The organism is Micromonospora sp. NPDC002717 (genome assembly GCF_040295705.1).
Classification (GTDB): Bacteria; Actinomycetota; Actinomycetes; order Mycobacteriales; family Micromonosporaceae; genus Micromonospora.
In genome coordinates, this window is sequence record NZ_JBEOVW010000023.1 from 80,470 (window position 1) to 95,600 (window position 15,131).

Here is a 15,131-nt window from a genome sequence, read left to right on the forward strand (position 1 = left end):
AGAGACCGGCTGGTCGTGAAGGCACCCGCGCGACAACGCGCGTGCCGCTGACGACAGCCGCATGATCGACCCGGTGCGCGGCGGGCGGCGCGAGGGCGCCACCCGCCCGCGGCGGGCTACTGCTGGGCGCTGGTGGGGAGCTTCAGGCCGTTGATCGGGGTGAGCGGGAGGAGTTTCTTCCCGGTCGGGCCGATCTGGATCTCGGTGTCCATGGCGGGACAGACGCCGCAGTCGAAACACGGGGTCCACCGGCAGTCGTCCTGCTCGTACTCGCTGAGCGAATCCTGCCAGTCCTGCCAGAGCCAGTCCTTGTCCAGGCCCGAGTCCAGGTGGTCCCAGGGCAGGACCTCCAGCTCGTCGCGCTCGCGGGTGGTGTACCAGTCGAGGTCGACCCCGAACTGCGGCAGCACCTCGGCCGCGGCCTCCACCCAGCGCTGGTAGGAGAAGTGCTCGCTCCAGCCGTCGAACCGGCCGCCGTTCTCCCAGACCTTGCGGATCACCGCGCCGACCCGGCGGTCGCCCCGGCTGAGCAGGCCCTCGATCAACGAGGGCTCGCCGTCGTGGTAGCGGAAGCCGATCGCCCGGCCCAGCGAGCGGTCCGAGTTGATCGCCTGCTTGAGCAGCTTGAGCCGGCCGTCGATGACCTCCGGCCGCTCCATGGACGCCCACTGGAACGGGGTGTGCGGCTTCGGCACGAAACCGCCGATGGAGACGGTGCAGCGGATGTCCTTGGACCCGGTGGCCGCCCGACCCGCCCTGATCACCTCGTGCGCCATGTCCGCGATCTCGAGGACGTCCTCGTCGGTCTCCGTGGGCAGGCCGCACATGAAGTAGAGCTTCACCTGCCGCCAGCCGTTCGTGTACGCGGTGACGACGGTGCGGATCAGGTCTTCCTTCGACACCATCTTGTTGATGACCTTGCGAATCCGCTCCGACCCGCCCTCCGGCGCGAAGGTCAGGCCGGTGCGCCGCCCGTTGCGGGACAGTTCCTGCGCGAGGTCGATGTTGAACGCGTCGACCCTGGTCGACGGCAGCGAGAGCGAGACGTTGGTGCCCTCGTACTGCTGGGCGAGGCCCGAGCACATGTCGCCGATCTCGGAGTGGTCGGCGGACGACAGCGACAGCAGGCCCACCTCGTGGAAGCCGGAGAACTCCAGCCCCTGCTGCACCATCTGCCCCACGGTGGTGATGGAGCGCTCGCGCACCGGCCGGGTGATCATGCCGGCCTGGCAGAACCGGCAGCCCCGGGTGCAGCCCCGGAAGATCTCCACCGCGTACCGCTCGTGCACCGTCTCGGCGAGCGGCACCAGGGGCTTCTTCGGGTACGGCCAGGCGTCCAGGTCCATGGTCGTGCGCTTGTGCACCCGGAACGGCACGTCCGCCCGGTTCGGCACGACCCGCTGGATCCGGCCGTCGGGCAGGTAGTCCACGTCGTAGAAGCGCGGCACGTAGACGCTCTCGGTGCGGGCCAGGCGCAGCAGCAGTTCGTCGCGCCCGCCCGGGGAGCCCTCCGCCTTCCACTCCCGGACGATCGCGGTGATCTCCAGGACGGCTTCCTCGCCGTCGCCGAGCACCGCGGCGTCGACGAAGTCGGCGATGGGCTCCGGGTTGAAGGCGGCGTGACCGCCGGCCACGATCACCGGGTCGGCGTCGGTGCGGTCGGCGGCGAGCATGGGGATGCCGGCCAGGTCGATCGCGCTGAGCAGGTTGGTGTAGCCCAGCTCCGTGGAGAAGGAGATGCCGAACACGTCGAAGTCGCGCACCGAGCGGTGCGCGTCGACCGTGAACTGCGGCACGCCGTGGGCGCGCATCAGCTTCTCCAGGTCCGGCCAGACCGCGTACGTCCGCTCGGCGAGCACGTCGGGCAGCTCGTTGAGCACCTCGTAGAGGATCTGCACGCCCTGGTTGGGCAGGCCGACCTCGTAGGCGTCGGGATACATCAGCGCCCAGCGCACGGCTGCGGTGTCCCAGTCCTTGACCACCGCACCCAGCTCGCCACCGACGTACTGGATGGGCTTGGTCACCTGGGGCAGCAGCGGCTCCAGCCGGGGCCAGACGGAATTGGCCGCGACGGGACGCGGCGTGGTGGACGGGACGCTCATGATGCCCAAGGGTACGCGCCCCGTCGGCGGCGACCGCGCGGACGCCGCCGCGCGGGCCGGTCGGTCGCCACAGCTTCCGACCGGACGTCGGCCCGGCCCCTGCCGCCCGAGCGGTGGCCGGGATCGCCGCGCTGGCGGGTCGGTACTAACCTCGGACCGGCGCGAGAGGAGATTGCCGCGATGCCGCAGCCGCAGCCGGGACCGGACCGGCCGGCCGACGGGAGCATCCCGGGCCCGGACCAGGGCCGGGATCCGGCGGTCACCGAGGAGCACACGTCCTCCCCCGCAGCCTCCGCCCCCGCCGGCCCCACGGGCCCGGAGGGCACCCGTGAGTTGCCCGTCGAGGGGTCGGAGGCGACCGCGACCGACCGCGCCGACGCCGACGTGACCGCCCCGCCGGACGCCGCCACCGCCACCGCCCCGCCGGACGCCGACGCTCCGCAGGGCACCGCCGACGCCCGGCAGGACGCGGCCACCGCCCCGGACGGCGCCCTCGCCAGCGGGCCGAAGGTGTCCGACGCCGCCGGAGGGAAGGGGTCCGACACCGCCGGAGCGGAGGGGTCCGACGCCGCCGGAGCGGAGGGGTCCGACGCCGCCGGAGCGGAGGGCGCCGACGCCGCCGGACCGCAGGGCACCCGCCCGCTCCCCGCCGACCGGCCCGCGACGGACCGCCCGGCGGCCGGGCCGCAGGGCACCCGCATGCTCCCCGCCGACGAACCGCCGACCGACCGCCCGACTGCCGGACCGCAGGGCACCCGCATGCTCCCCGCCGACGAGCAGCCCCCCGCACCCCGGTGGAGCGGCTCCGCGCCCGTCCCTCCCCCGCCGCCGCGCAAGCGGGCCTGGGGCGAGTCGGCCGAGCCCACGCCGGTGCCGCCGAGCCCGACGGAGCCGCCCGAGCACCGCACCCCGGTGGACCCGTGGGCCGGCGCGGACACCGGCGGGTGGGACCTGCCGCCGGCCGAACTGCCGCCGCTGCCACCCACGCTGCCGTACCCGGCCGCGCCACCGGCCCGGTCACACCCCGTGCCGCCGGCACCGCCCATCCGCTCCCCCGCGCCGCCGCCCCCGCCGCGTTCCGCCCCGCCGCCGGTCGCCTACCCGGTGTCGCCGCCGCCGGTCGCCTACCCGGCCCCGCCGCCGGCCTCCCGGGCGCCCGTCCCGGTGCGGCCGGCGCCTGCCCCGCCCCCGCCGCCCGCGCCGCCGAGGCAGCGGCGGGCGAAGACGCCGCCGGCCGGGCCGCCGCCCGGCTTCCAGGCCCCCAAGGGGTACGTCCCGGTCGCCGTCCGCAAGCGTCGCCGCTGGCCGTGGGTGCTGCTGCTCACCCTGGCCTGCTGCTGCGGCTGCCCGGCCTACTACGGGACGCCGATGGTCACGCAGTACCCGGCCAGCGCCGCCCTGCCCGCCGAGGTGGCCGACCTGCGGCTGCGCGACGACAGCCGCAGCAAGGAGACCGCCAGGCAACTGGAGGCGGAGGTACGCAAGGCGCACTGGCTGGCCGAGGACACCTTCGCCGGCGTCTACGGCACGCCCGGCGGCAAGCGGGTGACGGTCTTCGGCGGCACCGGTTTCCGGTTCACCCCCGAGTCGGACGCGCAGGACGAGATCACCCGGCTCACCGAGCAGTACTCCCTCGGCGAGGCGCAGGAGGTCGACACCGGCGTACGTGGCCGGCACGCGCGCTGCGCGGTGGGCCGCGTCGACGGCGGCGACGTGGTGGTCTGCACCTCCGTCGACCACGGCAGCATCGCCACCGCGGTCTTCACCCGGCTCTCCGTCGACGACAGCGCCACCCTGCTCGGCACCCTGCGGGACCAAATCGTTACCGCCAAACAGGGCTGAACCGGGCCTTTCTTCCCCCGCCGAAGCTGGCTCCCGGGGGACAATCCGGGCATGCCGCGGCGTTGGCTCTTCGCCGATCAGCTGGGGCCGCACTTCCTCGACGACCGCCGCCAGCCGGTGCTGCTGATCGAGTCGAAGGCGGTCTTCCGGCGCCGCGCGTTCCACCGGCAGAAGGCGCACCTGGTCCTCTCCGCCCTGCGTCACCGGGCGGCGGAGCTGGGCGACCAGGCGATCTTCCTGCGCACCGAAACCTACCGGGAGGGGCTGCGGAAGGTACGCGAGCCGCTGGACGTGTGCCACCCGACCTCGCGCGCAGCCCTGGAGTTCGTCCGCGGCCTGGACGGGGTCACCGTGCTGCCGCCGCGCGGCTTCGTGACCGCCCTGGACGACTTCGCCCGGTGGGCGGACGCGAAGCGGGGCGCGCTGCGGATGGACGCGTTCTACCGGTTCGCCCGCGAGCACCACCGGGTGCTGGTCGACTCCGACGAGCCGGTCGGCGGCCGGTGGAGCCTGGACGTCGAGAACCGCCGGCCGCCGCCGAAGGGGGCCGAACGCCTGGACCTGCCCGCCCCGCCGATGCCGAAGGAGGACGACATCGACGCCGAGGTCCGGGCCGACCTGGACCGCTGGGAGCGGGAGGGCATCCGGTTCGTGGGGCGGGACGGCCCGCGCCGGTTCCCGGCCACCACGAAGGAGGCGACGGCGCGGCTGCGGCACTTCCTCCGGCACCGGCTGGCCCAGTTCGGCCCGTACGAGGACGCGATGCTGGCCGGCGACCCGTGGCTGGCGCACAGCCTGCTGTCGTCCTCGTTCAACCTCGGCCTGCTCGACCCGATGGAGGCGGTCCGCGGCGCCGAGCAGGCGTACCACCGGGACGGCGCGCCCCTGGCCAGCGTCGAGGGCTTCGTCCGGCAACTGATCGGCTGGCGGGACTTCGTCTGGAACCTGTACTGGTACTTCGGCCCCGGCTACCAGGCCAGCAACGAGCTGACGGCCCGCCGGTCGGTGCCGGACTGGTTCCGCGACCTCGACGCCGACGCGGTGCAGGCGCACTGCCTGTCGGACGTCCTGGCCGACCTGCGCGACCACGGCTGGGTGCACCACATCCCGCGGCTGATGGTGCTCGGCAACTACGGGTTGCAGCGCGGCTGGCGTCCGGCCGAGATGGTGGACTTCTTCCACCGCAGCTTCGTCGACGGCTACGTCTGGGTGATGACGGTCAACGTCGTCGGCATGAGCCAGTACGCCGACCTCGGCCGGATGAGCACGAAGCCGTACGTCTCCGGCGGCGCGTTCGTCAACCGGATGAGCGACTACTGCGGCGGCTGCCGGTACGACCCGAAGAAGCGGGTCGGCGAGCACGCGTGCCCGTACACCGCCGGCTACTGGGCCTTCCTGGCCCGCAACCGCGACCGGATCCCGCCCAACGCGCGGATGGCCCGCGCCATCGCCCAGCTCGGCCGGCTCGGCGACGTGGACGACGTCGTCCGCCAGGAGAAGCGGCGCGGCGACGCCGCACCGTGACAGCTCAGCCGGCGCCCGGCTCCCCGGCGAGCGGCGGCTGCGCGCGGGGCGGGGCGTAGCGGGGCACGTACTCCTGGCCGGTGAGCTTCTGGATCTCGGTCATGATCTCGTCGGTGATCTCCCGCAGCGACGTGCGGTCGTCCGGCCGGCCGGTGAAGTCCAGCGGCTTGCCGAACCGTACGGTGATCTTGGCGCGGCCGGGACGGGGCACCCGGGTGCCGATGGGCTGCGCCTTGTCGGTGCCGATCATGCCGACCGGGATGACCGGCACGCCGGCCGCCACCGCCAGCCGGGCCGCGCCGGTGCGCCCCCGGTAGAGCCGGCCGTCCGGCGAGCGGGTCCCCTCGGGATAGACGGCGACCAGGTCGCCGGCCTTGAGCACCGGGATGGCGGCGTCGAACGCGGCCAGCGCCGCCCGGCCGCCGGCCCGCTCGACCGGGATGGCCCCCAGGCCGGTGAGCACGAACTTGGAGAAGGCGCCCTTCGGGCCGGTGCCCTTGAAGTACTCCGACTTGGCCCAGAACGCCAGGTGCCGGGGCACGACCGTGCCGAGGAAGAGCTCGTCGGCGACGGAGAGGTGGTTGCCCGCGAAGATCGCACCACCGGTCTCCGGGATGTGCTCCAACCCCTCCACGGTCGGACGGAAGGCCAACCGGAGCGCGGGCGCCACGGTGAGCTTGCCGATGGTGTAGAGCAGGGGCACTGGTCCTCCGGCGGATCGTGTGCGGGCAGGCGGTGTCACGGTAGCGGACGGGTCCACGTGGCCCCGCGGGGGTGGCGGGCCGACCGGCTGGTGAGCGGGCCTGTCGGGCGCGGGCGGGGCCGGTGGTGGCGGCCCGGCGGAGCACGCCGGACCGCCACCGTCTCAGTGCCTCATACCCGCCGGACGGCGACCGTCACCCGGTCGCCCTCGCCGACCTCGCCGGTGAAGCCCGCCACCCCGTCGGCGAAGTCGACGGAGTCGGCCAGCACCTCCCGGGCGACGAAGTCGGTGTACCCGGCCACCGCCGCGCGCACCTCCTCGGAGGCCGACAGCAGCAGCGCGATCCGGTCGGAGACGTCCAGGTCGGCGTCCCGGCGGGCCTGCTGCACCACCCGGACGACGTCCCGCGCCAGCCCCTCGGCGGCCAGCTCGGGGGTGACCTCCGTGTCCAGCACGACCACGCCCTCGCCGCCGGGCAGCGGCGCGGAGTGCTCGGCGTCGGCGGCGACCAGGCGCAGCTCGTACTCGCCCTCGGCGAGGGTGATGCCGGCGGCCACCGGGGCGCCGTCGACCAGCTCCCACTCGCCCGCCTTGACCGCCTTGATGACCTGCTGGACCTGCTTGCCGACCCGGGGGCCGAGCGCGCGCGGCACCACCGTCAGCACCTGCTGGCAGTACGCGGACACCTCGCCGGTGAACTCCACCGCCTTCACGTTGACCTCGTCGGCGACCAGGTCGGCGAAGGGTCGCAGCTGCTCCGCCGCCGGGGAGGCGACGGTCAGCTTCGACAGCGGCAGCCGCACCCGCAGCCCCTTGGCCTTGCGCAGCGACAGCGCCGCCGAGGCGACCGCCCGGGTGGCGTCCATCGCGGCGACCAGCTCGTGGTCGGCCGGGAACTGCGCCGCGTCCGGCCAGTCGGTCAGGTGCACCGACCGCTCGCCGGTCAGCCCGCGCCAGATCTCCTCCGCGGTCAGCGGCGCCAGCGGCGCCACCACCCGGCACAGCGTCTCCAACACCGTCCAGAGCGTGTCGAACGCGTCCGCGTCGCCGGACCAGAACCGGTCCCGGGAGCGCCGGACGTACCAGTTGGTCAGCGCGTCCAGGTAGGACCGCACGGTGGCGCAGGCGCCGGAGATGTCGTACGCGTCCATCTGCGCGCCGACGGTCGACACCAGCTCGTTCGTCTTCGCCAGCACGTACCGGTCGAGCAGGTGGGTGGAGTCCACCCGCCGCTTCGCGGTGTGGCCGTCGGCGTTGGCGTAGAGCGAGAAGAAGTACCAGACGTTCCACAGCGGCAGCAGCACCTGCCGGACGGCGTCCCGGATGCCCGACTCGGTGACCGCCATGTCACCGCCGCGCAGCACCGGCGAGGACATCAGCATCCAGCGCATCGCGTCCGAGCCGTACGAGTCGAACACGTGGTAGACGTCCGGGTAGTTGCGCAGGCTCTTGGACATCTTGCGCCCGTCGGAGCCGAGCAGGATGCCGTGGCTGAGGCAGTTGCGGAACGCCGGCCTGTCGAACAGCGCGGTGGCCAGCACGTGCATGGTGTAGAACCAGCCGCGGGTCTGCCCGATGTACTCGACGATGAAGTCGCCCGGGTAGTGGTGCTCGAACCAGTCGCGGTTCTCGAACGGGTAGTGCACCTGGGCGAACGGCATCGAGCCGGACTCGAACCAGCAGTCCAGCACCTCCGGCACCCGGCGCATCATCGACTTCCCCGTCGGGTCGTCCGGGTTGGGGCGGACCAGCTCGTCCACCGCCGGCCGGTGCAGGTCGGTCAGGCGTACGCCGAAGTCCCGCTCGATCTCCTCCAGCGAGCCGTAGACGTCCAGCCGCGGGTAGTTCGGGTCGTCGGACTTCCACACCGGGATCGGCGAACCCCAGAACCGGTTCCGGCTGATCGACCAGTCGCGGGCGTTGGCCAGCCACTTGCCGAACGAGCCGTCCTTGATGTGCCCCGGGGTCCAGTTGATCTGCTGGTTCAGCTCGACCATCCGGTCCTTGAACTGCGTCACCGCGACGAACCACGACGACACCGCCTTGTAGACCAGCGGGGTGTCGCAGCGCCAGCAGTGCGGGTAGGAGTGGGTGTAGGTGTCCTGCTTGAGCACCACCCCCCGCTCCTTCAGCTCCCGGATCACCGGCTTGTTGACGTCGAAGACCTGCTCGCCCTGGTACGGCGGGACCAGCGCGGTGAACCGGGTGTGGTCGTCCACCGTGACGATGGTCGGGATGCCGGCGGCGTTGCAGGTGTTCTGGTCGTCCTCGCCGAAGGCCGGGGCCAGGTGCACGATCCCGGTGCCGTCCTCGGTGGTGACGAACTCCGCGCCGAGCACCTGGTAGGCGTTCGGGCCCGCCTGCTCGACGAGGAAGTCGAACAGCGGGGTGTAGCGGCGGCCGACGAGATCGCGGCCGGAGACGGTGCCGACCTGCTCGTACCCCTCCAGCTCCTTGGCGTACGCGGCCAGCCGGGCCGCCCCGACGACGTACCGCGCGCCGTCGCGCTCCAGCACCGCGTACTCGATGTCGGGGCCGACGGCGAGCGCGAGGTTGGACGGCAGGGTCCACGGCGTGGTGGTCCAGACGCCGAGCCGCACCGGCCCGCGCACCAGCTCCGGCGCGCTCTCGTCGGGGGTCAGCTCGAACCACACCGACAGCGTCGGGTCGTGCCGGTCCCGGTAGACGTCGTCCATCCGGGTCTCGGTGTTCGACAGCGGCGTCTCGCAGCGCCAGCAGTACGCCAGCACCCGGAAGCCCTCGTAGACCAGACCCTTGTCGTGCAGGGTCTTGAAGGCCCACATGACGCTTTCCATGTAGTCCAGGTCGAGGGTCTTGTAGTCGTTGGCGAAGTCGACCCAGCGGGCCTGCCGGGTGACGTAGCGCTCCCAGTCCTGGGTGAACTCCAGCACCGAGGTGCGGCACGCCTCGTTGAACCGGGCCACGCCCAGGTCGAGGATCTCCGCCTTGCTGGTGATGCCGAGCTGCTTCTCGGCGACCACCTCGGCGGGCAGGCCGTGGCAGTCCCAGCCGAAGCGCCGCTCCACCCGGCGCCCGCGCATGGTCTGGTAGCGCGGCACCACGTCCTTGACGTAGCCGGTGAAGAGGTGGCCGTAGTGCGGCAGGCCGTTGGCGAACGGCGGGCCGTCGTAGAAGACGTACTCGTTCTTCCCGTCCGTGCCGGCGGGACGGGCCTCGACGCTGGCCTCGAAGGTCTTGTCGGCCGTCCAGTGCTCCAGGACCCGGCGTTCGACCGCGGGCAGGTCCGGGCTCGCCGGGACGGCGGCGGTCGGGTCGTGCAACGGATAGGCCATCGGGGGTCGCTCTCCTCGCGCAGCTCACGGTCGTGTGGGTCTGCGAGGACGAGCCGATCCGGTACGCCGTGCCGGCGCCCCGGGTGGCCCGCGGTACCACCCCGCTTGGCGGTCAGGATCGACCGCCCGCTCGTTGGCCGGCTGTGACGGGCCGGACCCGTCCGGTTCTACTGGGCCGGTCACCCGGCTGTTCTTCCGGAGGCTCGCCGGTGATGGCCGGGTCATCGCCTTACGGCCGTCAAGGTTACCCGACCGCCCGCCGGGATCGCCGCCGAGTAACGGCGGCCGCTCGCCGCCGGGCGCTGCTCGACACCCGCTGATCCCACCCGCGTCGACCATGCGGCTGTCACGGTGCCCCGGCGGGTGGTGGCGACAGCCTCATGGTCGACGGGCGGACGGCGAGGTCAGCGGGTCGGGGCGGGCAGGGTGGTCGTCCAGAGGGAGACCCCGTCGCGGTCGCGCAGGTGGACGGTGAAGGCGCCGGACGCGCCGTCGACGGCGACCTCACCGAAGTGCTGGAAGCCCTCGGCCGGGGAGGTGTTGGCCCGCGGCGGAGCGTTGACGAAGACCGCCTTCGGCCCGAACGTGCCGTCCAGGGCGTTCGGGCCGAACGCGCCGGCGTGCGCCGGCCCCGAGACGAACTCCCAGAACGGGGTGAACTCGGCGACCGACGCCCGGGCCGGGTCGTAGTGGTGCGCGGCGGTGTAGTGCACGTCGGCGGTGAGGAAGACGATCCCGGTCACCCCGGCCCGGTGCGCCGCGCCGAGCACCTGCGCGAACTCCAGCTCCCGCCCGGCCGGCGCGCCCGGGTCGCCCTGCGCGACGCCCTCCTGGGCGGCGGCCCCGTCCGGCACCACCAGCCCGATCGGCAGGTCGGCGGCGATCACCTTCCAGGTGGCCCGGGACCGGGTCAGTTCCCGGATCAACCACTCCCGCTGTTCCCGGCCGAGCAGGCCACGCGCCGGGTCGGCGTAGGTGTTGCCGTCGTTGGGGTCCTTCCAGGTCCGCATGTCCAGCACGAAGACGTCCAGCCGCGACCCGTACGACAGCCGCCGGTACCGCGGCCCGTCGACCGGCGCCGGCAGCCACTCGTCGAACGCCTGCCGGGCCCGGGCGGCGAGCACGTCGACGCGGCGCTCGGTGTACCGCGCGTCTGTCAGGATCTCCCCCGGGTACCAGTTGTTGGTCACCTCGTGGTCGTCCCACTGGTTGATCTGCGGCACCTCCGCGACGAACGCGCGCAGGTGCTCGTCGAGCAGGTTGTACGCGAACTGCCCCCGGTACTCGGCCAGCGTCTCGGCGACCTTGCTCTTCTCCGGGGTGACCAGGTTGCGCCAGACCCGCCCGTCGGGCAGGGTCACCGTCTCGGCGAGCGGGCCGTCGGCGTAGACGGTGTCGCCGCTGCACAGGAAGAAGTCGGGCCGGGTGGCCCGCATGGCCCGGAAGATCGACATGCCGCCGAGGTCCGGGGCGATGCCCCAGCCCTGCCCGGCGATGTCACCGGTCCAGACGAACCGGACGTCCCCGCGGTCGTGCCGACCCGGGGCGGTGGTCAGCGTGCCGGTCAGCGGTTCGCTGGCCAGTCCCGGCCGGTCCAGGCTCTCCACCCGGACCCGGTAGTGCAGCCGCTCGCCACCGGGCAACCCGCGCAGCCGCACCTTGCCGGTGAAGTCGCCGGTCGGGTCGAGCACCGGTCCGCGTACCCGCCGGGCACCGCGGAAGTCCGGCCGGCGGCTCACCTCCACCAGCATCCGACCGGGACGGTCGGCGCGGGTCCAGACCAGCGCCGAGTCCGCGGTCACGTCACCGCTCTGCACGCCGTGGGTGAGCACCGGTCGGCCGGTCGGCCGCCAGGCCGGTGCGGCGGGCGCGGCGGGCGCGCCGAGCAGGGCGCCGCCGGCGACACCGGCACCTGCGATCAGGCCGGCGCGCAGCAACGTACGTCGGTCAAGTTCGGTCATCGTTCCTCCCGGATCGGGGACTGCCCCCGTGGGTCTACCGGGCGGAGATGACCGGCGGCGGCGTGCCGGGTGACCGGGGCCGGAACTCCGGTGGTCCGGGGTGGTCGGTGGTCCGGCCGGCATGACCGGCGTCACAGGCCCGGACCGTCACGCCGAACCCCCGTCGTGTCGTCGTGTCGGTGTCACCACCACGGATCAGGGAGGTTGTCATGCAGCGGATCAACGCGGCCAAGGTGGCGCCGGAGGCGTACCACGCGGTGCTGGGGCTCGAGAAGTACGTCCGGGCCAACGTCGACCACACCGTGCTCCACCTCGTGAAGATGCGGGCGTCGATGCTGAACGGCTGCGCGTTCTGCGTCGACATGCACAGCCGGGACGCGCTCGCCGAGGGCGAGTCGAGCCGGCGGCTCTTCGCGGTCTCCACCTGGCGCGAGGCGCCCTTCTTCGACGAGCGGGAGCGGACCGCGCTGGCGCTCACCGACGCGGTGACCCGCCTCGGCGAGCACGGCGTACCCGACGAGGTCTGGGACGCGGCGGCGAAGGTGTGGCCCGAGAAGGAGCTGGTCGACCTGCTGATGGCCATCGCGACAATCAACGTGTGGAACCGTATCGCCGTGACCTGCCGGAACGAACTCCCGACGGACGTGTGACGGTCACCGACGCGACGCAGGCGGCCGGTGCGCTCGAGGCGCACCGGCCGATGCTGCTCGGCCTGGCGTACCGCCTGCTCGGCAGCCGGCACGACGCGGAGGACGTGCTCCAGGAGGCGTACCTGCGCTGGCTGGGGGCGGACCGGGCGGCGGTCGCCGAGCCGCGCCGCTACCTGTCCCGGGTGGTCACCCACCTGGCGCTGGACCGGCTGCGCGCCCGGCGGGCCGCCCGGGAGACGTACGTCGGGCCGTGGCTGCCCGAGCCGGTGCCGACCGCGCCGTCACCGTTCGGGCCGCTGGACTCCGTCGAGCTGCGCGACTCGATCTCCACCGCCCTGCTGCACCTGCTGGAACGCCTCACCCCGCCGGAGCGCGCGGTCTACGTGCTGCACACCGCCTTCGACCTGCCGTACGCCGAGATCGCGGAGATCCTGGACCGGTCGGTGGCGGACTGCCGGCAGCTGCACCACCGGGCGGTGGCCCGGATCGGGCAGGACCAGCGGCGGTTCACCGCCGGCCGGGCCGAGCAGGAACGGCTGCTGGACGCCTTCCTCGCCGCCGCCCGCGACGGTGACCTGGCCGCGCTGACCGGGCTGGTGGCGAGGGACGCCATCGCCTGGACCGACGGCGGCGGCCGGGTCAAGGCGGCGCGCAACCCCGTCACCGGCGCGGACCGGGTCGCCCGCTTCTTCGTCGGCCTGTACGGCCCGGGCCGACACTTCACCGCGCGCCGGCTGGAACTCAACGGCCAGCCGGCCGCCCTGATCATCCGCCCCGACGGCGGCAGGTACGCGCTGACCCTGGGCGCGGCCGGCGGCCGGATCACCGGGTTCTACGTGGTCGGCAACCCGGACAAGCTGCCGTGGACGGCCTGACCGGACGGTCGTGCCGGTCGACAGCCTGGACGCGTCGCGGCGGACGCCCTGAGCGGACGGTCGTGCCGGGTCCGGCACGACCGCTGCTCGCGGCGTCGGTCGGCCGTCAGCCCAGCTCGGGGAACCAGAGCGCGATCTCGCGCTTCGCGCTGTCCGGCGAGTCGGAGGCGTGCACCAGGTTCTCGCGGTTGGACAGCGAGAGGTCGCCGCGGATCGTGCCGGCCGCCGCCTTGCGCCCGTCGGTCGACCCGACCAGCCCCCGCACCACGTCGATGACCTGGTCGCCGGAGAGCACCAGCGCCACCAGCGGGCCGCCGGTCATGAAGTCCTTCAGCGGCGGGTAGAACGGCTTGTCCACGTGCTCGGCGTAGTGCTCGTCGGCCAGCGCGGCGTCCATGGTCCGGGACACCAGCGCGTCGATCCGCAACCCCTTGCGCTCGAAGCGGGAGATCACCTCGCCGACCAGCCCGCGGCGGACCGCGTCGGGCTTGATCAGTACGAGGGTGCGCTCATCGGGGCTGCTGCTGGACACGCTGGATTCCTCCTGTGCGCGAAAGGCGGTCGGGCTGGGTACGGTCAGCCTAGCGACCCGGTCCCGGCGCCGGCGCGGCGGCCGGTCTTTCCCCCGGCGGCCGATCCGGCCTAGCCTGGCCCTTGACCCCCGGGAGGTCCACAGTGGCGAATGGCGGGAACCGGCCCATCGCGCCGGTACGCAAGCTGATCGCCGCGGTGCTCGGCACCGTGGCCACCTTCGTGATCCTCTTCGGGCTGGGCATGACCAGCTGGGCGATCGTGGCGCTCGGGGTCGCCCTGCTGGTGCTGGCCATCGCGCTGGCCACCGTGCGCGGCGGCGGGCGCACCTGGGTGGTCGGCGTGGGCCACGTGCACAGCGCCTCCGAGCCACCCACCCAGTACGCCTTCGGCCGCTGCGAGCTGCAACTGGTGATCGACGCGCCGGGCCTGCCGCCCCGTTCCAAGAAGATCATCGAGCCGCGGGTGCCGGTGGCGAAGTGGCCGTCGCTGGGGCAGACGCTGCCGATCCGGGTGGCCCTGGACGACCAGCGGCACGTCCGGGTGCTCTGGGACGAGGTGCCCACCCACGCCGAGTCCGCCGCCACCGTCGCCGCCGACCTCCCACCCGAGTACGCGGGCCCGGACCCGCTGGACGACGTGCTGCTCCAGCAGGAGGCGCCGCCGTGGGCCGACCGTGCGCCGGACGACGACTTCCGGGACGACTTCCGCGAGCCGCTGGTCGACCCGCTGGGCGATCCGCTCGGCGGCGAGCCCGTCAGGCACCCGGAGGAGCGCGAGCCCGTCGTGGTGCACCAGCGCCCCGGCGGGCCGGTCGTGCTGGAGGGCACCCTCGTCGAACAGTCCACGACCGGCACCCTGCCACGCCGGGCCACCCCGACGCCCCGCCCGCCCGCCGAGGAGCGGTTCGACCCCCCGGCCCCGGCCGGCGGGCGCACCGACCCGCCCGCGCCGGCGGAGCCGCTCGACCCGATCGACCTGCCCCTGGACGACCCGATCCCGCCCCGGGACCGGGCGCGCGAGGAGCGGATCAGCCCGGAGAAGCTGGACGAGGCGATCTTCGGTCCCGAGGCGACCATCGGTGACGACGAGACCGGGGTCGTGGAGGACGAGGACGATCTCGGCGCGCCGATCGCCGGGGTGGGCCTGACGCTGCTGGTCACCGACCTGCCGCGTTCACTGGCCTTCTACCGGGACCTGGGCTTCACCGAGGTCGACCGGGGCTCCGGCAACGCCGTCCTCGCCTCCGGGACGACCCGGCTGGTGCTGCGGGAGGTGACCGAGGCGGCGCCGATCAGCCGCCGCCTGGTGCACGTCAACCTCGAGGTGGACGACATCGACTCCGCGTACGAGCGGCTGCGCGGGTCCGGCGTCCGGTTCACGTACGCCCCCCGCGTGGTCAACCGGGGCACGAAGCTGGAGGTGTGGGCGGCCGCGTTCCGCGACCCGGACGGCCACGGCATCGCCCTCACCCAGTGGCGCGAACGCGCCGACGCCTGACTCCGCTGACGGGCTGACGGCTGACCCGTCAGCCCGTCAGCCCGTCAGCCCGTCAGCCCGTCAGCCCGTCAGCCCGTCAGCCCGTCAGCCCGTCAGCCCGTCAGCCCGTCAGCCCGTCAGCCCGTCAGC

At 73.6% G+C, this 15,131-nt stretch carries 10 protein-coding genes; 5 read left to right on the forward strand and 5 right to left on the reverse strand.

Going from position 1 to position 15,131, the window contains the following annotated elements; genetic code table 11:
- Nucleotides 1–116 precede the first annotated feature (116 nt).
- A complete protein-coding gene (locus tag ABT006_RS27140) occupies nt 117–2,102 on the reverse strand; it encodes a TIGR03960 family B12-binding radical SAM protein (RefSeq protein WP_350710869.1) in 1,986 nt (661 codons plus the stop codon).
- 759 nt (nt 2,103–2,861) lie between these two features.
- Here ABT006_RS27140 and ABT006_RS27145 point away from each other — a divergent pair.
- Both ABT006_RS27145 and ABT006_RS27150 read left to right on the forward strand, forming a co-directional pair.
- The gene (locus ABT006_RS27145) at nt 2,862–3,944 is read left to right on the forward strand and encodes a hypothetical protein (protein WP_350710912.1); all 1,083 of its coding nucleotides are present in this window, start codon (nt 2,862–2,864) and stop codon (nt 3,942–3,944) included.
- 51 nt (nt 3,945–3,995) lie between these two features.
- Nucleotides 3,996–5,468: a cryptochrome/photolyase family protein gene (locus tag ABT006_RS27150; RefSeq protein WP_350710871.1), complete on the forward strand. Its 1,473-nt coding sequence runs from the start codon at nt 3,996–3,998 to the stop codon at nt 5,466–5,468.
- A gap of 4 nt (nt 5,469–5,472) precedes the next feature.
- On the opposite strand, the gene ABT006_RS27155 is transcribed toward ABT006_RS27150, so the two are convergent.
- The 3 genes from ABT006_RS27155 to ABT006_RS27165 all read right to left on the reverse strand — a co-directional run bounded on the left by ABT006_RS27155 (nt 5,473) and on the right by ABT006_RS27165 (nt 11,446).
- Nucleotides 5,473–6,171 carry a lysophospholipid acyltransferase family protein gene (locus ABT006_RS27155; protein ID WP_350710873.1) on the reverse strand — a complete coding sequence of 233 codons (699 nt, stop codon included), beginning with the start codon at nt 6,169–6,171 and terminating at the stop codon, nt 5,473–5,475.
- 170 nt (nt 6,172–6,341) lie between these two features.
- Nucleotides 6,342–9,485, reverse strand: a complete 3,144-nt coding sequence (ileS, locus tag ABT006_RS27160) for an isoleucine--tRNA ligase (protein WP_350710875.1) — start codon at nt 9,483–9,485, stop codon at nt 6,342–6,344.
- A gap of 404 nt (nt 9,486–9,889) precedes the next feature.
- Nucleotides 9,890–11,446 carry an alkaline phosphatase D family protein gene (locus ABT006_RS27165; RefSeq protein WP_350710877.1) on the reverse strand — a complete coding sequence of 519 codons (1,557 nt, stop codon included), beginning with the start codon at nt 11,444–11,446 and terminating at the stop codon, nt 9,890–9,892.
- Nucleotides 11,447–11,655: 209 nt separating this feature from the next.
- Here ABT006_RS27165 and ABT006_RS27170 point away from each other — a divergent pair, with 209 nt between their 5' ends.
- Together ABT006_RS27170 and sigJ are read left to right on the forward strand one after the other, a co-directional pair.
- Nucleotides 11,656–12,096 (forward strand): carboxymuconolactone decarboxylase family protein, encoded by a 441-nt coding sequence (locus tag ABT006_RS27170; RefSeq protein WP_350710878.1) that lies wholly within the window; start codon nt 11,656–11,658, stop codon nt 12,094–12,096.
- Complete coding sequence (gene sigJ, locus ABT006_RS27175; protein ID WP_350710880.1) at nt 12,093–12,971, forward strand: RNA polymerase sigma factor SigJ; 879 nt, start codon at nt 12,093–12,095, stop codon at nt 12,969–12,971. The genes ABT006_RS27170 and sigJ overlap by 4 nt, the downstream gene beginning before the upstream one ends.
- Nucleotides 12,972–13,077: 106 nt before the next feature.
- Here sigJ and ndk read toward each other — a convergent pair whose 3' ends face one another.
- Nucleotides 13,078–13,503, reverse strand: a complete 426-nt coding sequence (gene ndk, locus ABT006_RS27180) for a nucleoside-diphosphate kinase (RefSeq protein WP_350710882.1) — start codon at nt 13,501–13,503, stop codon at nt 13,078–13,080.
- Nucleotides 13,504–13,646: 143 nt separating this feature from the next.
- Here ndk and ABT006_RS27185 point away from each other — a divergent pair, with 143 nt between their 5' ends.
- The gene (locus ABT006_RS27185; protein ID WP_350710884.1) at nt 13,647–15,002 is read left to right on the forward strand and encodes a VOC family protein; all 1,356 of its coding nucleotides are present in this window, start codon (nt 13,647–13,649) and stop codon (nt 15,000–15,002) included.
- Nucleotides 15,003–15,131: the final 129 nt, after the last annotated feature.